Source organism: Bradyrhizobium liaoningense, from assembly GCF_018130785.1.
Lineage (GTDB): Bacteria > Pseudomonadota > Alphaproteobacteria > Rhizobiales > Xanthobacteraceae > Bradyrhizobium > Bradyrhizobium liaoningense_A.
The window spans coordinates 127,341-145,384 of record NZ_JAFCJT010000011.1 but is presented as its reverse complement, the minus strand read 5'-3'; the positions used below and the strand labels follow the sequence as shown (position 1 = coordinate 145,384).

19 protein-coding genes are annotated in these 18,044 nt (G+C 65.2%); 8 read left to right on the top strand and 11 right to left on the bottom strand.

Annotated elements, in window-relative coordinates:
• Position 1: 1 nt before the first annotated feature.
• Entirely contained in the window at positions 2-1,027 is a 1,026-nt protein-coding gene (locus tag JQ627_RS22380) for a fatty acid desaturase family protein (RefSeq protein WP_212486301.1), read from the top strand.
• On the opposite strand, the gene JQ627_RS22375 is transcribed toward JQ627_RS22380, so the two are convergent.
• Positions 1,024-2,280 (bottom strand): GGDEF domain-containing protein, encoded by a 1,257-nt coding sequence (locus JQ627_RS22375; RefSeq protein ID WP_212486300.1) that lies wholly within the window; start codon positions 2,278-2,280, stop codon positions 1,024-1,026. The genes JQ627_RS22380 and JQ627_RS22375 overlap by 4 nt on opposite strands.
• A 302-nt stretch (positions 2,281-2,582) precedes the next feature.
• Between JQ627_RS22375 and fabD the strand changes: the two genes are divergently transcribed.
• The 7 genes from fabD (at position 2,583) to gmk (ending at position 9,281) form a co-directional block, all read left to right on the top strand.
• On the top strand, positions 2,583-3,542 hold the full coding sequence (gene fabD / locus JQ627_RS22370) for an ACP S-malonyltransferase (protein ID WP_212486299.1): 960 nt from the start codon (positions 2,583-2,585) through the stop codon (positions 3,540-3,542).
• A gap of 11 nt (positions 3,543-3,553) precedes the next feature.
• Positions 3,554-4,291, top strand: a complete 738-nt coding sequence (gene fabG, locus JQ627_RS22365; RefSeq protein WP_027557576.1) for a 3-oxoacyl-[acyl-carrier-protein] reductase — start codon at positions 3,554-3,556, stop codon at positions 4,289-4,291.
• Between the two features lie 308 nt (positions 4,292-4,599).
• A complete protein-coding gene (locus JQ627_RS22360; RefSeq protein ID WP_008130699.1) occupies positions 4,600-4,839 on the top strand; it encodes an acyl carrier protein in 240 nt (79 codons plus the stop codon).
• A 108-nt stretch (positions 4,840-4,947) separates the two neighbouring features.
• Positions 4,948-6,213, top strand: coding sequence for a beta-ketoacyl-ACP synthase II (gene fabF / locus JQ627_RS22355; RefSeq protein WP_212486298.1), 1,266 nt, complete (start codon positions 4,948-4,950; stop codon positions 6,211-6,213).
• Positions 6,214-6,339: 126 nt separating this feature from the next.
• Positions 6,340-7,614, top strand: coding sequence for an endolytic transglycosylase MltG (mltG, locus tag JQ627_RS22350; RefSeq protein ID WP_212486297.1), 1,275 nt, complete (start codon positions 6,340-6,342; stop codon positions 7,612-7,614).
• Between the two features lie 116 nt (positions 7,615-7,730).
• The gene (locus JQ627_RS22345; RefSeq protein ID WP_212486296.1) at positions 7,731-8,618 is read left to right on the top strand and encodes a YicC/YloC family endoribonuclease; all 888 of its coding nucleotides are present in this window, start codon (positions 7,731-7,733) and stop codon (positions 8,616-8,618) included.
• Positions 8,619-8,621: 3 nt separating this feature from the next.
• On the top strand, positions 8,622-9,281 hold the full coding sequence (gmk, locus tag JQ627_RS22340) for a guanylate kinase (protein ID WP_212486295.1): 660 nt from the start codon (positions 8,622-8,624) through the stop codon (positions 9,279-9,281).
• On the opposite strand, the gene JQ627_RS22335 is transcribed toward gmk, so the two are convergent.
• The 10 genes from JQ627_RS22335 to JQ627_RS22290 all read right to left on the bottom strand — a co-directional run bounded on the left by JQ627_RS22335 (position 9,214) and on the right by JQ627_RS22290 (position 18,017).
• Entirely contained in the window at positions 9,214-10,500 is a 1,287-nt protein-coding gene (locus JQ627_RS22335) for a hypothetical protein (protein WP_212486294.1), read from the bottom strand. The two genes, gmk and JQ627_RS22335, sit on opposite strands and share 68 nt — an antisense overlap.
• 459 nt (positions 10,501-10,959) lie before the next feature.
• Complete coding sequence (locus tag JQ627_RS22330) at positions 10,960-11,364, bottom strand: hypothetical protein (protein WP_212486293.1); 405 nt, start codon at positions 11,362-11,364, stop codon at positions 10,960-10,962.
• A 747-nt stretch (positions 11,365-12,111) separates the two neighbouring features.
• The gene (locus JQ627_RS22325; protein WP_212486292.1) at positions 12,112-12,327 is read right to left on the bottom strand and encodes a DUF6894 family protein; all 216 of its coding nucleotides are present in this window, start codon (positions 12,325-12,327) and stop codon (positions 12,112-12,114) included.
• Positions 12,328-12,487: 160 nt separating this feature from the next.
• Positions 12,488-13,204 (bottom strand): Crp/Fnr family transcriptional regulator, encoded by a 717-nt coding sequence (locus tag JQ627_RS22320; protein WP_212486291.1) that lies wholly within the window; start codon positions 13,202-13,204, stop codon positions 12,488-12,490.
• Between the two features lie 267 nt (positions 13,205-13,471).
• Positions 13,472-13,708 (bottom strand): hypothetical protein, encoded by a 237-nt coding sequence (locus JQ627_RS22315; protein ID WP_212486290.1) that lies wholly within the window; start codon positions 13,706-13,708, stop codon positions 13,472-13,474.
• A 73-nt stretch (positions 13,709-13,781) separates the two neighbouring features.
• Positions 13,782-13,943, bottom strand: coding sequence for a Flp family type IVb pilin (locus tag JQ627_RS22310; RefSeq protein WP_212486289.1), 162 nt, complete (start codon positions 13,941-13,943; stop codon positions 13,782-13,784).
• Between the two features lie 166 nt (positions 13,944-14,109).
• Positions 14,110-15,168: an alcohol dehydrogenase gene (locus tag JQ627_RS22305; RefSeq protein ID WP_212486288.1), complete on the bottom strand. Its 1,059-nt coding sequence runs from the start codon at positions 15,166-15,168 to the stop codon at positions 14,110-14,112.
• A gap of 25 nt (positions 15,169-15,193) precedes the next feature.
• On the bottom strand, positions 15,194-16,048 hold the full coding sequence (gene rsmA, locus JQ627_RS22300; RefSeq protein WP_212486287.1) for a 16S rRNA (adenine(1518)-N(6)/adenine(1519)-N(6))-dimethyltransferase RsmA: 855 nt from the start codon (positions 16,046-16,048) through the stop codon (positions 15,194-15,196).
• Positions 16,048-17,082 carry a 4-hydroxythreonine-4-phosphate dehydrogenase PdxA gene (gene pdxA / locus JQ627_RS22295; protein WP_212486286.1) on the bottom strand — a complete coding sequence of 345 codons (1,035 nt, stop codon included), beginning with the start codon at positions 17,080-17,082 and terminating at the stop codon, positions 16,048-16,050. Before pdxA ends, rsmA begins: the two co-directional genes overlap by 1 nt.
• Positions 17,082-18,017: a SurA N-terminal domain-containing protein gene (locus JQ627_RS22290; protein ID WP_212486285.1), complete on the bottom strand. Its 936-nt coding sequence runs from the start codon at positions 18,015-18,017 to the stop codon at positions 17,082-17,084. The genes pdxA and JQ627_RS22290 overlap by 1 nt, the downstream gene beginning before the upstream one ends.
• Between the last annotated feature and the right edge of the window lie 27 nt (positions 18,018-18,044).

The window sequence follows — 18,044 nt, the reverse complement described above, 5'->3', positions numbered from 1 at the left end:
CATGACCGCACTTCGCATGCGTGCACGCGATTTCCTGACCGACGACCAACTCGCCGACGTGCGCCAGCGCGTGACCTGGAAAGGAGTCGCGCTGATTGCGCACGCCTGGGCGCTGATCATTGGTGCGATCGCCCTGGTCGCGTGGTGGCCCAACCCCGTCACCTATATTCTCGCCGTTGCCATCATCGGTTCGCGCCAGCTTGGGCTCGCGATCCTGATGCATGACGGCGCGCATGGCTGCCTGTCCGCCGACGAGAAGACCAATCTGGCCCTGAGCCAATGGTTCTGCGCCTATCCTCTCTTCGCGGAGACGCGCAGTTACCGGCGCTATCACCTTCAGCACCATGCGCGCACCCAGCAGGAGGACGACCCCGATCTCGTGCTGTCGGCGCCGTTTCCGATCACGAAGCTGAGCTATCGCCGCAAGTTCATCCGCGACATCACGGGGCAGACCGGCTACCAGCAACGCAAGGCACAACTCTTCAATGCACTCGGTCCGAAGGACTGGTCGTGGCGCCGGCGCGCCACGCATTTCTGGGAGAAGCTCGGTCCGCAATGCCTCGCCAATGCCGCGATGTTCGCAGCACTCGCGGCGGCCGGCGTGTGGTGGGCCTATCCGTTACTATGGCTGGTGCCGCTGCTGACCTGGATGATGGTCATCACCCGCATCCGCAACATCGCCGAGCACGCCGTCGTGCCCGACAGCAGCGATCCCTTGCGCAACACTCGCACCACACATGCGAATTTCCTCGAGCGGCTGTTCATCGCGCCGTACTACGTGAACTATCACCTCGAGCATCATCTCCTGTTCTACGTGCCCTGCTACAATCTGCCGAAGGTGCATCGCCTGCTGAGTGCGAGCCGGCACGCCGGCCGCATGGAGGTGCAGCCGGGCTACGCCGCGGTGCTGCGGCTCGCGACGGCGAAGCCGAATCGTGACGACCGGCCGGGGCAATTGGTCAACAGCGCGCGCCGCGCGCAGGCTGGGTCGGAGGTCGACGCCAATCAGACGGCCGGAGGATTCTAGCAGGCCAGCGCCGGCGTTTTAGCGAAGGGGACGAGAGGCACGACCTCGGCGACGAACTCGACGCTGCGATGGATGACGAAATCGCCTTTGCCGCGGCGCTTGGCCTCGTACATCGCGCGGTCGGCTGCGCTCAGCAGCTCGTCTGCGGTGGTGCCGGCACGCGGCGCTGACGCGATGCCGATGCTGGCTCCCACGCAGGCCGCCGGCGCGAACTCGAACGGTTCGGAGACGCGCGAGATGATCCGCTCGGCCACGATGACGGCTTCGCGCTCGGTGATGTCAGGCAGCAGCACGACGAACTCGTCGCCACCGAGCCGGCACACGAAATCGACGTCGCGCACGCTGGCGCGCAGGCGCTTCGCCACGGCGACGAGGACGGCGTCGCCTGCTGCATGTCCAAACCTGTCGTTGACGCCCTTGAAGCCGTCGAGATCGACGCAGAACACGGTGAGCTTCGAGCTTTCCGACGCGGCTTCCGGCCACGGGCCGTCGAGCATCTCGGCGAAGAGCTTCTGGTTGAGCGCGCGGTTGGGAAGGCCGGTGAGCAGGTCGTGATGCGCCATCAGGCGGTTGTTGCGCTCGGAATGATGGAGGTCGAGCAGGATCTTGTGGTTCTCCAGCAGCAGGAAAATCATCCCCGCCGTATAGACCGGCGTTTGCAAGCCGATGATGAACAGGAACGGCACCGGCGACAGGATCGTGGCGAGCGCGAAGGGCAGCGTCAGGATGCAGATCAGGAGTATGCCGTAGCGTGGCGTACCGGCATTGCGTGAGGCGATGCCGCCGACGAGATTCGCCAGCCCGATGCCGGCCATCAGCACCAGCGGCATGACATCAGACGCGACGCATTGGTAGCAGCCGGCGGAAATCAGGACGACGGAGGCGAGCCCCGCCCAGATCGGCGAGACGTTCACCGGCGCCCGCCGGTCTCGCTTCGCCCGTGCCAGGGCCCTCATCATCAGGCAGATGCGCGTGCTGCCGAGGGCCAGCTCCGCCAGCACCCAGGCATAAGCCCATGCGGCGCCGGTCAGCGTGGCGGCAAGCGATGCGATCAGCAGCGATGCCAGTATGGCCACCACCAGCGTCCTGGTCTTGTTGGTCCGCTGCTGGAGCAATTCGTTGTGGATGTCGTCAGGCTGCGGACGCGGGCCGGCGAGCAGCCATTCAACGCTGGCATGGAAAGGAGGCCACGGCCGCGGCGGGTGCCCGGCCGAAGCGGAAACGGTGGACGTCTGTGGGACCATCATTGCCATGCCGGCAACCTAGGGGAGCTGAATTTATGGCCTCTTAAGTGACGGAACCAAGTTCCCGATAGCGTAAATGCTTTGCCCGCAAGCGATGCCCCGCAGGCCCGATTGGTGCACAGCAACGGGCGGCTTTTGAGGCATAGCGCCTGTGGCCGGGCGTCTATCTCCGGGCCATCGCGGCTTGACAGCGCGGCCCTGGTCGTTGTCTACGCCCCCTTTGGAGCACGATCGGGAACCAAGGCTCGGGCCGGGCGTAGTCGGCTGCCGGTTCTCGAAGACAACTGCTCGAGCGATCCAGGGGAGCGCCGATGACGGCAGCATTCACATTTCCGGGGCAGGGGTCCCAGGCGGTTGGTATGGGCAAGGCCTTGGCCGACGCATTCCCAGTGGCGCGCGCCGTGTTCGACGAGGTCGATGCCGCGCTCGGGGAGAAGCTGACGGCGATCATCTGGGATGGTCCGGCCGAAACCCTCCAGCTCACCCAGAACGCCCAGCCGGCGCTGATGGCGGTATCTGTCGCCACCCTGCGTGTGCTGGAGGCCGAAGCCGGGTTTTCCGTGGGACGGGATGCGGCGTTCGTCGCCGGCCACTCGCTCGGTGAATATTCGGCGCTGGCGGCGGCCGGCAGCCTGACGGTTTCTGATACCGCGCGGCTGCTTCGCACCCGCGGTCTCGCAATGCAGAAGGCCGTGCCGGTTGGCGCCGGCGCGATGGCTGCTCTCCTCGGCCTCGACTACGAAGCCGCCATGGAGGTCGCCAACGAGGCGGCGCAGGGGCAAGTCTGCCAGGCCGCCAACGACAACGGCGGCGGGCAGGTGGTCGTCTCCGGCGACAAGGCTGCGGTCGATCGCGCCGTCGAGATCGCCAAGACCAAGGGTGCCAAGCGCGCAATGTTGCTGCCGGTGTCCGCGCCCTTCCATTGCAAGCTGATGCAGCCGGCCGCCGACGCCATGGCGGAGGCGCTGGCCAAGGTCACGATCAAGGCGCCGGCCGCGCCGCTGGTGTCGAACGTGCTGGCGAGCGCGATCACCGATCCCGACGAGATCCGCCGCCGCCTGGTCGAGCAGGTCACCGGCACGGTGCGCTGGCGCGAGTCGGTTGCCTACATGGCCGGGCAGGGCGTCACGCGTTTCTTCGAGATCGGCGCCGGCAAGGTGCTGTCTGGTCTCGTCAAGCGCATTGCGGACGGCGCTGTCGGCGTTTCAGTCGGCGGACCGAACGATATTGCCGCCGCCAAGGATGCATTGGCCGCTGCGAAGCAGGCCTAGAGGAGTACTCAATGTTCGATCTGACTGGCAAGAAGGCGCTCGTCACCGGCGCGACCGGCGGCATCGGCGGCGCGATCGCGCAGGCGCTGCACGCGCAGGGCGCCACCGTTGCGATCTCAGGGACGCGCAAGGAAGTGCTGGATGAGCTTGCCGGCAAGCTCGGCGAGCGTACCCACGTGTTGCCGTGCAATCTCTCCAAGGCTGACGAGGTCGAGGCGCTGGTGCCCGCCGCGGAAGCTGCGATGGGACAGGTCGACATCCTCATCGCCAATGCCGGTATCACCCGCGACAATCTCTTTGTGCAGCTCCGCGACGAGGACTGGGAGGAGGTCATCAACGTCAATCTGACCGCGACCTTCCGCCTGGCGCGTGCCGCCACCAAATTGATGATGCGAAAGCGCTTCGGCCGCATCATCGCCATTACCTCGGTGGTCGGCGTTACCGGCAATCCCGGGCAGGGCAACTACACGGCGTCGAAGGCGGGCCTGATCGGCATGATCAAGACGTTGGGTGCCGAATACGCCAAGCGGGGCGTCACAGCGAACTGCATCGCGCCGGGCTTCATCAAGACACCGATGACGGATGCGCTCAACGACAAGCAGCGCGAGACGATTCTGACCAAGGTTCCGGCCGCTCGCCTGGGGACGCCCGAGGACATCGCGGCGGCCGCGGTTTACCTGAGTTCGAACGAAGCAGCCTACGTCACAGGGCAAACCATCCACGTCAACGGCGGCATGGCCATGATCTGACGTCTCGTTTCGCACTGCCCACATGGCGGCGCGGGATGCGGCAAACGGCCGTTTCCGGAGCGAAATGAGGCTTGTAGTCAAGGCAGTTGAAGTATGATAACCGGACCTTCAACGGATGGGCAAAGAACGCCATTGCAGGTTTTTGAAACCCTGTATATTGGCGATGCGGAGCCTTGGCCGTCGTTCGCCGGGGCCCGCATCGTTAGGATGGGGCCAAATCAAGTTCGTAAGCGAAGGCAGTCAACGACCACGACGGCTCGTATCGTCCCGGGGGGTCGGGTCTACAGGGAACAACACGAGGTTATGCAATGAGTGACATTGGCGAGCGGGTTAAGAAGATCGTGGTCGAACACCTTGGTGTTGAACCCGAGAAGGTTGTCGACGCTGCGAGCTTCATCGACGACCTCGGCGCCGACAGTCTGGACACCGTCGAACTGGTGATGGCGTTCGAAGAAGAATTCGGTTGCGAGATTCCTGACGACGCCGCGGAAACGATTCTCACCGTCGGCGACGCCACGAAGTTTCTCGAGAAGAACGCGAAGAGCTAAGGCTCTTCATTTTCGCGGGGACAACATTGAAACCGGACGGGCCGCTGACCAGCGGTCAGCCGGTTTCTTGTTATTGGCCGTGAATCTTTCGATGCGGAGTTTTCGGATATGAGGCGGGTTGTCGTCACTGGTCTCGGCATGGTGTCGCCACTCGGCTGCGGCGTCGAGCCAACCTGGAAACGTATCCTCAACGGCGAAAGCGGTGCGCGCAAGATCGAGAGCTTCGATGTCTCCGATCTGCAGACCAAATACGCCTGCACCGTCGTGCGCGGCGACGGCACCAACGACACGTTCAATCCCGACAAGTGGATGGAGCCGAAGGACCAGCGCAAGGTCGACGACTTCATCATCTTCGGCATGGCCGCAGCCGGCCAGGCGCTCGACGATGCCAACTGGCATCCCGAGTCTGAGGAGGACAAGTGCGCGACCGGCACCATGATCGGTTCCGGCATCGGCGGCCTCAACGGTATCGCCGAAACCGCGATCCTCTTGAAGGAGCGCGGACCGCGCCGGGTGTCGCCGTTCTTCATTCCCGGCCGCCTGATCAATCTCGCCTCCGGCTACGTGTCGATCGCGCACGGGCTGAAGGGGCCCAACCATTCGGTGGTCACGGCCTGCTCGACCGGCGCGCATGCGGTCGGCGATGCCGCTCGCCTGATCGCGCTGGGCGATGCCGACGTCATGGTGGCCGGCGGCGCCGAGTCGCCGATCAGCCGCATCGGCATTGCCGGCTTCAACGCCGCCCGTGCGCTCTCGACCGGCTTCAACGAGACGCCCGAGAAGGCATCGCGTCCCTACGACAAGGACCGCGACGGCTTCGTGATGGGCGAGGGCGCCGGCGTCCTCGTCCTGGAAGAACTCGAGCACGCCACGCGCCGCGGCGCCAAGATCTACGCCGAGGTGATCGGCTACGGTCTTTCGGGCGACGCCTATCACATCACGTCGCCGTCGCCCGATGGCGATGGCGGATTCCGCAGCATGTCGGCTGCGCTCAAGCGCGCCGGCCTGACGGCATCCGATCTCGACTACATCAACGCCCATGGCACCTCGACACCGCTCGGTGACGAGATCGAACTCGGTGCGGTCGAGCGCCTGCTCGGCAACGCCGCTTCCAAGGTCGCGATGTCCTCGACCAAATCGTCGACCGGCCATCTCCTCGGTGCGGCCGGTGCGATCGAAGCGATCTTCGCCATTCTCGCGATTCGCGATAATGTCGTGCCGCCGACCATCAACCTGGATAACCCGTCGGTCGAGACTGCAATCGATCTCGTGCCGCACATTGCGAAGAAGCGCGAGGTCAACGTTGCGTTGTCGAATTCTTTCGGTTTTGGCGGTACCAATGCGTCGGTGATCGTCCGGCGTCTGATTCATTAGTTTGTTGTTGCGACGAATCCACCGTTTTGCCGCATTCGGCGATAGTCATGGAAGTGGGCGCGTGCATTCGGCAGGGCAAGCGATTGCCAGGCCGCGGTTGAACCGGCAGGATTCAGGTTTGCTTCGATGAGTGAAAGGCCGCCCATTTCGCCCCGGAGTCCGCGGGCAGCGCTGGAGCCCGAGCAGGTCCCGCCGCCGCCGAAGCGATCGGACCGGGCGCGCAATCCCTTCGTGATCGTCGGCAACGCCATCATCACCCTTCTGCTGATCGCCATGCTCGGCGCCGGCGGCGTCTATTATTACGGCCGGCAGGTGCTCGAGGCGGCCGGGCCGCTGAAGGAAGACAAGATCGTCAACATCCCGCAGCGGGCCGGCAAGCGCGACATCGCCGAGACGCTGAACCGGGAAGGCGTGACCGACGTCAATCCATGGGTGTTCATCGCCAGCGTCGCCGCGCTGAAGGCGAGCTCGGACCTGAAGCCGGGTGAGTATTCGTTCCAGAAGAACGCCTCCTTGCGCGACGTCATCGCCACCATCGTCGAGGGCAAGGTGGTGCAGCATTCTGTCACGATCCCGGAAGGCCTGACCTCCGAGCAGATCGTGGCGCGGCTGTCCGACAACGACATCTTCACCGGCAGCGTCCGCGAGTTGCCGCGCGAAGGCACGCTGCTGCCCGAGACCTACAAGTTCCCGCGCGGGACCCCGCGTGATCAGGTGATCCAGCGCATGCAACAGGCGCACAAGCGCGTGCTGGCCGAGATATGGGAGCGCCGCAGCCAGGACATTCCGGTGAAGTCTCCGGAGCAACTGGTGACGCTGGCCTCGATCGTCGAGAAGGAGACCGGCAAGGCGGACGAGCGCAGCCGTGTCGCGGCCGTATTCGCCAACCGGCTGAAGCAGAAAATCAAGCTGCAGTCTGATCCGACCATCATCTACGGCCTTGTCGGCGGCAAGGGCACGCTCGGCCGTCCGATCAAGCGCAGCGAGATCACGCAGCCCTCGCCCTACAACACCTACGTGATCGAAGGACTGCCGCCCGGCCCGATCTCCAACCCCGGCCGCGCCTCGCTGGAAGCCACCGCCAATCCGGCCCGCACCCGCGACCTCTATTTCGTCGCGGACGGCTCGGGCGGGCACGCCTTCACCGAGACCTACGACGCGCACCAGAAGAACGTCGCCAAGCTCCGCGCGATGGAGAAGCAGATCCAGAACGACACCGTGGAGCCGGCCGAGGATGCGCAGCCGCCGGCGGCCGCCGCGCCCGGCGCTGCCGCGGATCCGCCGACGGCGACCACGCCGGCGCGGCCCAGCCAGCAGAAGAAGCCGCCGGCGCGCCCCGCCGGTCCGGCGCCAGCCCGGCAGGGCGCGGTGCAGCCGTCGCCGCCGGTGGTCCAGCGCTAGCCTTGGCGCAGACCTGCCTGCGGGACTTTGCGGATTCCACTTTCCTGCAAAATAGTCTTAAGATTCGCGTGGCTTGATGGCCTCGCGAATCCTGTGTTTCCGGAGAAATTGACCTGATGGCGCTGTCGTCCATGACCGGCTTTGCCCGAAGCCACGGCGCTAGCGGGCCGTATACGTTCGAATGGGAATTGAAGTCGGTCAACGCCAAGGGCTTTGACCTCAGGGTGCGGCTGCCGCAGGGGTTCGACGAGCTCGAGGCCCACGCCAAGAAGCGCGCCGGCGAGCTTTTGTCGCGCGGCACGGTCTACGCCAATCTCAACGTCAAGCGCGCCAACGCCGCAGCCTCCGTCCGCGTCAACGAGGACGTGCTCAACGCCGTCCTGAAGGCCGCGGCCGTGATCGCCGGCAAGGTCGACGCGGTCGCGCCGAGCGTCGACGGCCTGCTCGCCATCAAGGGCGTCGTCGAGGTCGCCGAACCCGAGGGCGACGAGGACGAGGACAGGGCCGCGCGCGCCGCGGCAGCGGAGGCCTTCGACAAGGCGCTCACCGATCTTGTCGAGATGCGCAAGCGCGAGGGGACTTCGCTCGGGCGGATCCTGACCCAGCGGGTGGACGAGGTCGAGGCGCTGGCCAAGAAGGCGGAGGCCGCGCCCGGCCGCAAGCCCGAGGCGATCAAGGCGAGACTCGCCGAGCAGATCGCAACGCTGCTCGACACCTCCGACCGTTTCGATTCCGACCGCCTGATGCAGGAGGCGATCCTGATCGCGACCAGGGCCGACATCCGCGAGGAGCTCGACCGCATCGCCTCCCACATCGCGCAGGCGCGCGAGCTGATCGGCAAGGGCGGCCCGATCGGCCGCAAGCTCGACTTCCTGGCGCAGGAGTTTCACCGCGAGGTCAACACCTGCTGCTCGAAGTCGAACGACATCGAGCTGACCAATACGGGGCTCGCCATGAAGAACGTGGTGGAGCAGTTCCGCGAACAGGTCCAGAATCTGGAGTGATCGATGACGACGGGCTGTCACGGAACTGACGGTGTCGAGCGGCGTGGATTGATGTTCGTGCTGTCCTCGCCGTCAGGCGCGGGCAAGACGACGCTGTCGCGTCTGCTGATCGAGCGCATGCCCGGCCTTCGGATGTCGGTCTCCGCGACCACGCGGGCGATGCGGCCCGGCGAGGTTGACGGTCGCGACTATCTGTTCGTCGACAAGGCCAGGTTCGACGCGATGGTGAAGGGCGACGAGCTCCTGGAATGGGCGACCGTGTTCGACAATAGCTACGGCACGCCGCGCGCACCGGTCGAGGCGGCGTTGTCGGCGGGGCAGGACGTGCTGTTCGACATCGACTGGCAGGGCACGCAGCAGCTCCGCGAGAAGGCGCGCGCGGACGTCGTCAGCGTGTTCATTTTGCCGCCCTCGGCCGGCGATCTCGAGAAGCGCCTGCATTCGCGCGCGCAGGATTCCGACGAGGTGATCCGCAAGCGCATGAGCCGCGCTAGCCACGAGATGAGCCACTGGGCCGAGTACGACTACATCGTCATCAACCACGACGTCGATGAGGCCTTCGCCGAGGTGCAGTCGATCCTGAAGGCCGAACGCCTCAAGCGCGAGCGGCGGACGGGCCTCGTTGGTTTCGTGCGAGGTTTGCAAGGCCAGCTTCAAGGTTAGGCTTCGAGAGGCGCGGTCCTTCCTGCGCCAGCCGTTCCAGCATCGCCGTGATCACGTCGACGTCGACGGCATCCTCGATCTGCACATCGTCATCGCGATCGGCCGATTCCTGGTCATTGACGTCGTTGGCCGCGAGCCGGGGGCCCGATGCCTCGATCTCGAACTGTCCGTTGAACATGGCGGCGTCGTCGAGCTCTGCGACCTCGTGGCGGGCTTGCTCGTGGCGGGCTTGGGGCGCTCGCTCATCGACGATCTCGATCGCGCGATCGATCGCCTTGAGCTGCGCGGCCTTGAGCTGCGCGGCTTCGAGTTGCGCGGCTTTGGGACGGGGGGCATCGAAATCCACCGGGCGCGGCTGCTGCGCGCGCGGCGCGTCGGCTGACGTCGCGTGGAGCCAGGGCGCACGGCCGTCGTCTTGCGGCTCCCGATTGTCCCAGTTGACGCGGCGATGGTCGGCGGCCTGGACGCGGACGCGCCGGCCAGCGAACCGGTAGATGATGCTGGCGAGGAGGCCGGCGAGCGCCAGCGCGCCGCCGATCACGAGCAGCAGCATCTGGAGCGAGCCGGTCGCCTTATCGGTGGTGGCATCTGCTGCGGCAAGCGTGACCGGGGCAGGGGATTTTGACGGCTTTGCACTCGGCGGCGCGGGCGAGGCGACAGGAGAGGGCGACGCGACAGGAGCGGGCGCAGCTTGCGGTGCGGGCGATGTGGGCACGGCGGAGGCGTCGGGCCAGCGCGTGGCGACCTCGGGCTGCTGCGCGTTGCTGTCGGCGGAGGGAGGCGCAGCCTGTTGCAGCGGCGCCGGTTTCGCCGGCGCCGGTGTGTTCGGCGTCGTCGGCGCGGCATTGCTCTGCGCCGTCAGATATTCGGCGCGTGCGTCCTGCACCGTGTGCTGCTGCTGCGACGGCGCTGCCGCTGAATCTGCTGTCGGTGCGTCGGGCGCAGCCTGCGCGGTCTGCACGGCCTTGGCGCTGTCCTTGACGCTATCCTTGCCGCCTTCGGCGCGCAGATACCAGCATTGCCGCTTGGTCCCGCGCTCCACGCGATAGTACCAATGCTGCCCCTGCGGCGCGACGCCCTTTGGCGAGGCGAGGCAGTCGCTGGCGGCATTTGCCGTGCTCGTTGCCGTCGGCGCATTCTGCGACACGGCGGCTAGTGGCGCGCCGGCAATGATGCTGCCAGCAAGCGCGGATATGAACTTTGCGGCGCGGTTGCCCATCCTGGTCTCCCGATTACGCATGACGCAACTGATTACCTTCCCTTTGTCATCAAAGACTTGGGTGGCAATGAGCCGCAAATCCGGAGAGGATGTGGCTTGAATCAGGCCTCCGCGGCGTTCGTTCCGCCGCGAAATCAGGTGTTTTCTCGGCCCTATTGTTTTCCGCCGCAGCCGTCGGTGCGGCGCCAGGTTCCGGAACCGCTGCGGCCGGAAAGGCGGACAGCGATTTCTCGTCATTGCCGATCGAGCCGCCGGCACTGCCGGACTGCGCGACGATGGACGATGAGGCGAGGGCGACGGCGATCATATCGGAGGGCTGCGCTCGGCATTGCGTGAACGCTTCGGCGTCACTCATTCTCGATCGATGCCGTCGCTGTGTGTTGGCCGGATCGCCGGGTGCAACTGGAAGCGGACGGCAGTACTTTTGGCGTACAGCCGTCCGCGCAAAGGCGATTTCGGTCAGTATCGATACCCGTAAGGATATTGACCCGGGCAAACTTGATTGCCGTAGGTGTCGTAGGTGCAGTTGTTGTTGTAGTAGCCGTAGGCTCCGGCTGCAGCCGCTCCTACCGCAGCTGCTCCCAAACCGTAGGCTGCGCCTCGATAGACACCGCGATAGGCGGCATTGCGGTAGGCAGCCCTGGCGACCGGTCGGCCGGCTATTGGGCGGTATCCATAGCCGCGACCCGCCACCCGATATCCGCCGACACGTCCGGCATGAACAGCACCGCCCCCGACGCGAACGCCGCGCATGCCGCCTCCATGATATCCGCCACCGCCGCGGCGGGCATAGGCTTCATCTGGAATCAGGCTGACGGTGATCAGGACGAGAGCTGCCAGAGCAGCGAGAACATATCGAAGCATGGCGTTCCTCCGTGAGTTGGGGTGCCGTGCAACACCAATGCGATGCCGCCCCGCGAGGATCGGCACCCTCCGAGAACTTCAGCTTCTTCCCGGAGTCTGATTTGACCTAAATCAAGATCCAGGCGATGTGGTTCGAAAGCCAGCGCTCATTCCATTCCGAAGCCGCCGCCAAGAACGTCAAGGCCAAGAACGTCAAGTTTCCCGGCTCGCGGCCTGCACGCGAGCTCGCAGGATAGAGATGCAAGGCATAGCCCTCGGCAGATTCCCACCCAGCGCGGCGCTAGTGAGCCCACGATGGTGTATCGCAGCTGCGATGCGGGATCAGTGATGCAGGGTTACAACGACACGGCCGAGGGCGGGTTGCTCCGCCGCTGTGCACGGGTTTGTGCGTCAGTCGCGTGCGCAGCAATCGACGAGTGCGCGCCATATGCGCTTGACTTCGATTGATCTCTGAGTTTCGAGGACGTGGTTCTCGCTCTCATGGGAAGATGTCGCCTCCAGGCGCGCTTCACGCGGTGCGATCCAGCGCTCCGATATCGGATCGTACCACTTACCGAAATTGAACAAACTCGTCTCTCCTGTTTCGTCTCCCCCTTGGTTACCTGATCGCCTATCCCATGCGCCTGTTGCTGGTGTTCCGGTGAGGTTGCCGTGCGCGGCCCGCCTACGCGATGCCAACGCGCGGAACATTCGCAGCGTTCCAACTGGCGGTCTGAAGTGATGGATGCGAAAGGTGCGGCGCGAAAGTTACCGAAACCGCCGCGTCACCATCGCAAGCACGAAGACAGGCTCGCTTCCGTCGAACACGCTGAGTGTCCAGCTGTCGCCGGGGCGCAGCGCATGCTCGACATCACGGGAGAGGCGGGCCGCCTCACGCCATGCGGCCTCGTCGTCAGGAAGCGTTTCGCCGGTCGTGTCGGTGTAGGGCTGCTGGCCCTCGAAATGAAAAAAATACCGCGGCATGTCCGGGCCAATGCGGGCGGCTCGGATATGTTCCGGCGGCGTGGCGTTCCGCGCGGATCGTTCTGGAGCCCCGTTCCGATTGTGTCGGAACGGGGCTCCAGATCCTTGTCTTGACGCATTGTCCTTGCGCGAACCGGCGTCCACTTCGCTCGAAAACGCTCTAGCCGGCCGAGGCCGCGCGTCCGAGCACTTCGCGAAAGTGCTTCTTCACCGCGCCGTTGCAGGTGCAGGCGCTTGTCTCGAGTGCCGGCGCATCGAGAATCAGGATGGCACCGCGGCGGGTCGCGAGGATGCGCCTGGCCTTGAACGTCTGGATGACGCGGCTGGCATAGCTGCGGGAGACGCCGAGCATGCCGGCAAGCTGCTCATGGGTGAGGCGGATTTCGTCGCTGCCGATATGCTCCCGGGCCGCGATGATCCATTTGGCCGCGCGTTGCTCGATCGAATGCGCCGCGTTGCAGGCCGCGGTCTGGAGCAGCTGTGCGAACTGGCAGGCTGCGTAGCGCGTAAAAATCTCATGCAGGCTGGCCGATCGCTGCTGCGCCTGTTCGAGCGCGCGTAGCGGCAGGCGAATCAGCGTGCCGCCGACCTTCACGACGACGCGGGAATAGGCCAGCGACGGGCTGCGGCCTGCGGAAAGACCGACCCCGCCCTCGCGGCCCACCAGGAGACTTTCAACCTCGCGGTCATCCTCGACCGGCACCGCGAACGATACGAACGCAGGGCCGCAGGGGAAGTGGACGACGGAGATGCCGTCGCCGGCGTGATGCAGAATGTGGTTCGCGGCCAGCTCGACTGCTTGCAGGTGTGGGGCGAGCAGCTCGAAATCCTGGGCGCTGAGCGTTCGCAGCAGATCGTTCCTGGGCCGGCCGGTCACGCTTCTTGTCTCAAGGCTCTTCATTGGCCGGGAATCGGCACCTGGGGAAAAACCCTACGTTTCCACGCAGGAACCGACAGTTCCAAAGTGAACACAAGTGTTTGCGGGAAATCGAAAAGTTCGCAGGCGGAAGGCCTCGCGCCGTCCAGCGTTGCGCGCGGGTCACGCTGCGAACTTTGTTCTCATCCGGAGAACTACGGAATTTCGAAATGAGCCCGGATCGTCTGTTCAGGAGTGAACATAAGGCGCGCGCCTACGGGGCGGCTCTTATCCGAGACAGATCTGGCGTTCGGCCGGCAGGAGCCTTTGGGCCACCTGCCTGCGGTAGGCATCGATCGCCTTGTTGGCGAGCATCAACTGCCGGCGCTCACCTTTCCTGACCTGGGCTTCGATGGCATCCAGAATGATGTTCGCGCTCTCGTCCGGAGGACCGAGCTCGCCGCTCTGCTCCAGGAAGCTCCAGGCGATGAAGAATGCGCTTTCGACGGTGCAACGAATGGACATGCGCTGCCAACGCGGTGTTGCCGCAGCCGTTCCGCGCGCGGCGACGTGCTTCGAGTGAGCGGGCAGGGTCGCGCTATTTAAGCGAGGTGCTGATCGGGCCGAATTTCAACTTCAACGACGAGCCGAGATTGTTGACCACGGCGATGATCGCGAGTGCGATGCCGGCAGCGATCAGGCCGTACTCGATCGCAGTGGCGCCGGTTTCATCGGCCAGGAAGCGGCGGATGGTCTGCATGGTCTCACCAGAATTCCAAAGAAAGCTGGCAAGGACTATAGTTCGCGACTTGCTGGTTCCCCTGTTTGGAACCGGGCCTTGCGTCCATTCCGGGTTAATTCCGCGGAGGAAAGCGCGGCGGCGAGACCTCATCCCGCCGCCAGGCCCGTCTAGATTTTCCTGCGCGTCAGTTCTTCAGCACGATGCGGCCGACGACCTTGCCGGCGCGCAGTTCGTCGATCCACTTCTGGACGTCGCCCATCGGCTCCTCGCGCATCGGCGTCGGCTTGATCTTGCCGGCGCGGGCGAGCGCCATCAGCTCCTGCGCTTCGGCGAGCGTGCCGACCATGAAGCCTTCGACGGTCAGACGCTTGTAGACCCATTGCACCATCGGCAGCGTGAACTGCCCGCCCATCAGGCCGGAGACCACGACCTTGCCGCCGCGCGCGGCGACTGCCACCGCGAACGCCATCGACTTCTCGTTGCCCGCGAAATCGACCACCTCGTCAAAGCCGCCTTCGGTTTCTTTCAGGATGCGCTTGATCACGTCGGGCTCGGACGGATCGTAGGCGACAGCGGCACCGTTCTTCAGCGCGGTCTCGCGCGCGGCCGGGCTGAGATCGGCAACCGTGATCGGCTGCTTGAACATCGCCTGTGCGAACGACAGGCCCATCATGCCGACGCCGCCGAGGCCAATGAGCAAGAGATTGCGCTGGCGCGGACGGTCGACCAGGCGCTTGAGCGCGCCATAGGCGGTCACGCCGGAGCACATCAGGGTCGCGGCCTGGTTGACGGGCAGGGGATCGTAGTCGAGCAGGTATTTCGCGTCGGGCACCAGCACGTGGGTGGCGAAGCCGCCGTCGATGGAGACGCCGAGGAAGCGCTGCTTCGCACAAAGATTCTCGTCGCCATTGGCGCAGTCGCGGCACTGGCCGCAGCCGATCCACGGAAACACCGCCTTCTTGGCGCCGACGAGGCCGGCAAGTACGTCCGGGCCGACTTCGTCGACGACACCAGCGATCTCGTGGCCGAGCGTGAAGGGCAGCGTCATGCCGCGCGTGGTGTCGAGCTTCTTGCCGCCGCCGAGATCGGCATAGCCGTCCTGGATGTGCAGATCGGAATGGCAGAGGCCGCAGCGCTCGATGCGGACCAGCACTTCACGCCCCTGAGGTTTTGGCGTGTCGACGATGGTCTCGCACAGCGGCGCATCGAACTTGACCAGGGACTGCCGACGCATCAACGCCATTTTCTTTCCTCCGGAATTTCCATTCTCACGTTTCGGCTCGTATATCCGCCAATTCACGCGCCATGGCAACAAAGCCGGAAATGGGAATAGTCTCGGCACGCCGCGTCGCATCGACGCCGGCCGCTTGCGCAAGCCGTGCGGGATCGACACCCAGCGATTTCAGACTTTGCCGCAGCATTTTTCGGCGCTGACCGAAAGCTGCGGCTGCGACCTGTTCGAGCAGCTTGCGATCGCAGGGGAGCGGCTCTGCGCGCGGCTTGAGGCGTACGACGGAGGAGGTGACCTTCGGCGGCGGCACGAAGGCGGACGGCGAAATGTCGAACAGGATCTTCGTCTCAGCGCGCCAGTTGGCGAGTACGCCGAGACGGCCATAGGCCTCCTCGTCCTCGAGCGCCACGATGCGCTCGCCGACCTCGCGCTGGAACATCAGGACCATCATGTCGTACCAGGGCGGCCACGGCTCGGTGGTGAGCCAGCCGATCAGGAGCTGGGTCGCGATGTTGTAGGGCAGGTTCGCTACGATTTTTGCTCTTTCGCCGTCGAGCAGGGGGCGCGGGTCGAAGGTCATGGCATCGCCATGCACGATCTCGAGCCGGCCGGGATAGCGCGCCGAAATGTCCTCCAACGCTGGGATCGCGCGCTCGTCATGCTCGATGGCGATGACACGTTTGGCACCGAGCGCGAGCAGCGCGCGTGTCAGTCCGCCGGGGCCCGGGCCGATCTCGACGATGGTGGAGTCTTCAAGGGGAGCCGCCGCACGCGCGATGCGCGCGGTGAGATTGAGGTCGAGCAGAAAGTTCTGGCCGAGCGATTTGCGGGCCGACAGCGCGTGCTGGCGAATGACCTCGCGAAGCGGCGGGAGGTCGTCGATTGCGCTCATCAGCTTTGCGACGCCGCCATGCGGCCTGCGAGCCGAAGCGCCGCGATCAGGCTGGCCGGATTGGCCTTGCCGGTGCCGGCGATGTCGAAGGCGGTGCCGTGGTCGGGCGAGGTGCGGATGAAGGGCAGGCCGAGCGTGACGTTGACCGCGTCGTCGAAGGCGACTGTCTTGATCGGGATCAGCGCCTGGTCGTGGTACATGCAGATTGCGCAGTCATAGGTGCTTCGCGCGCCTTCGTGAAACATGGTGTCGGCAGGGAGAGGTCCCTTCGCCTCGATGCCGTCGCTGCGCAACGCCTTGAGCGCTGGCGCAATCACGGTCTGCTCCTCGTGGCCGAGCGAGCCCTCCTCTCCGGCATGCGGATTGAGGCCGGAGACCGCAATGCGCGGCCTTTCGATGCCGAAGCGGGATTTCAGCTCGGTCGCGACGATACGCGCGGTCGAGACAATGAGCTCGCTGGTGAGCTGGGCCAGCGCATCGCGCAAGGAGACGTGGATCGTCACGGGCACCACTGCGAGCCGCGGCGACCACAGCATCATCACCGGCTGCGGCACGTGGCCGTCCTCTGCGGCAAGCTCGGCGAGGTATTCGGTGTGGCCGGGATGGCGGAAGCCCGAGCGGTAGAGCACGCTCTTGGCGATCGGGTTGGTGACGACGGCGCTGGCGCGGCCTTCACGGACATCGGTAACCGCCTGCCGGATCGAGGCGAGCGCGGCCGGTGCACTCGACGCGTCGGGCTTGCCGGGCTCGGTCGTCGCGTGTTCGCCGGTTGCAACGACCGGCAGGGCCTTGGGGAAGGCGGCCTCGGTCTCACTGGCGCTCACGGCGGCGATCCGGATATCGGCGCCAAGCGCTTTCGCGCGGCGCGCGATCAGCGCTTCGTCGCCGAGCAGATAGAAGGCGGGCAGGTTCAGCTCGCGGCGTCTGAGCCAGGCTGCGATCGTGATGTCGGGGCCGATGCCGGCGGGCTCTCCCAGGGTCAGGGCGAGGGGCTTCGAAGGCTTGATCGAAGGCTCTTTTACGAAGTTGGCCATCAGCGGTTGCGATATTCGATCATCGCCGCCTTGCGGAGATCGTCGAGATAGGCCTTTTGGGTCTTCTCGTACTTCTCCGAATACATCTTTTCGCGGACCTCGCGCTTTTTCGGCGTGTCGATCGTGGTCGGCTTGCGGGAGCACAGCACGACCATCTCGATGCCCGCCTTGGTGACCTCCGGCGCGGTCATGTGGCCGATCTGGGTGTCGTCGAGCACCTTGCGAAGCGCCTCGGGCAGGTCCGCGGTGGTCTTGGTGACGGTGTCGCGGATGGTGGCGTTCGGCGTCGAGCGGAATAGCGAATTGGCTTCCTCGCAGCTTCCGACGCGCGAGCGATAGGTCTCGGCTTCCTTGTGCCGCGTCTCGATGAAGGCCTGGGACGAGCCGCGCGGCACGATCAGCACGACCGGCTGCATCTTGTACTCGGTGCCCTCGATCTGGAGCTTGTCGCCGGTCTGGGCCTGCACGGCCTGCGCGACGTCGCGCTCGCCGACCATCAGCTTCTCCTTGAAGCGGCCGCGCACGAGGCTGGTCCAGACCATCTCGGACTTCATGCGGCCCTTCAACGTCTCGGGACGGACGCCCTTGACCTCGAGCGACTTGGTGAGCTGGTCCGGCGAGATGCGCATGCGCTGCGCCATGGCCTCGTAGGACTGGTTGATGTCGGAGATGCCGGGGTCGACGCCGTACTTCTTGCCTTCCTTGAGCTTCACCTTGTCGTCGATCAGCTCGTTGATGACCTCCTGCCGGCTCGGGGTCTTCTGCGTCGTCAGCTGGTCGAGCTTGGAACGCTGCTCGATGTCGAAATCGGTGATCGGGTCGCCGTTGACCATGACGACGATGTTCTGCGCACGCGACGGCGCGGGCAGGCCGGTCAGGACGAGCCCGGCACCGATGGCGAGGAGGAGGCGAAAAACAGGCAGTTGGGTCGTCATGATTGTCGCTCGCATGTCAGCCGGGAT

Coding starts and splice junctions, on each gene's coding strand:
- JQ627_RS22290 (WP_212486285.1), bottom strand. CDS start 18,017: ATGACGACCCAACTGCCTGTTTTTCGCCTCCTCCTCGCCATCGGTGCC.
- pdxA (WP_212486286.1), bottom strand. CDS start 17,082: ATGGCCAACTTCGTAAAAGAGCCTTCGATCAAGCCTTCGAAGCCCCTC.
- fabG (WP_027557576.1), top strand. CDS start 3,554: ATGTTCGATCTGACTGGCAAGAAGGCGCTCGTCACCGGCGCGACCGGC.
- JQ627_RS22325 (WP_212486292.1), bottom strand. CDS start 12,327: ATGCCGCGGTATTTTTTTCATTTCGAGGGCCAGCAGCCCTACACCGAC.
- JQ627_RS22315 (WP_212486290.1), bottom strand. CDS start 13,708: ATGTCCATTCGTTGCACCGTCGAAAGCGCATTCTTCATCGCCTGGAGC.
- JQ627_RS22360 (WP_008130699.1), top strand. CDS start 4,600: ATGAGTGACATTGGCGAGCGGGTTAAGAAGATCGTGGTCGAACACCTT.
- JQ627_RS22335 (WP_212486294.1), bottom strand. CDS start 10,500: ATGGGCAACCGCGCCGCAAAGTTCATATCCGCGCTTGCTGGCAGCATC.
- JQ627_RS22380 (WP_212486301.1), top strand. CDS start 2: ATGACCGCACTTCGCATGCGTGCACGCGATTTCCTGACCGACGACCAA.
- JQ627_RS22345 (WP_212486296.1), top strand. CDS start 7,731: ATGGCGCTGTCGTCCATGACCGGCTTTGCCCGAAGCCACGGCGCTAGC.
- JQ627_RS22375 (WP_212486300.1), bottom strand. CDS start 2,280: ATGGCAATGATGGTCCCACAGACGTCCACCGTTTCCGCTTCGGCCGGG.
- JQ627_RS22305 (WP_212486288.1), bottom strand. CDS start 15,168: ATGGCGTTGATGCGTCGGCAGTCCCTGGTCAAGTTCGATGCGCCGCTG.
- JQ627_RS22330 (WP_212486293.1), bottom strand. CDS start 11,364: ATGCTTCGATATGTTCTCGCTGCTCTGGCAGCTCTCGTCCTGATCACC.
- mltG (WP_212486297.1), top strand. CDS start 6,340: ATGAGTGAAAGGCCGCCCATTTCGCCCCGGAGTCCGCGGGCAGCGCTG.
- fabD (WP_212486299.1), top strand. CDS start 2,583: ATGACGGCAGCATTCACATTTCCGGGGCAGGGGTCCCAGGCGGTTGGT.
- JQ627_RS22310 (WP_212486289.1), bottom strand. CDS start 13,943: ATGCAGACCATCCGCCGCTTCCTGGCCGATGAAACCGGCGCCACTGCG.
- gmk (WP_212486295.1), top strand. CDS start 8,622: ATGACGACGGGCTGTCACGGAACTGACGGTGTCGAGCGGCGTGGATTG.
- fabF (WP_212486298.1), top strand. CDS start 4,948: ATGAGGCGGGTTGTCGTCACTGGTCTCGGCATGGTGTCGCCACTCGGC.
- rsmA (WP_212486287.1), bottom strand. CDS start 16,048: ATGAGCGCAATCGACGACCTCCCGCCGCTTCGCGAGGTCATTCGCCAG.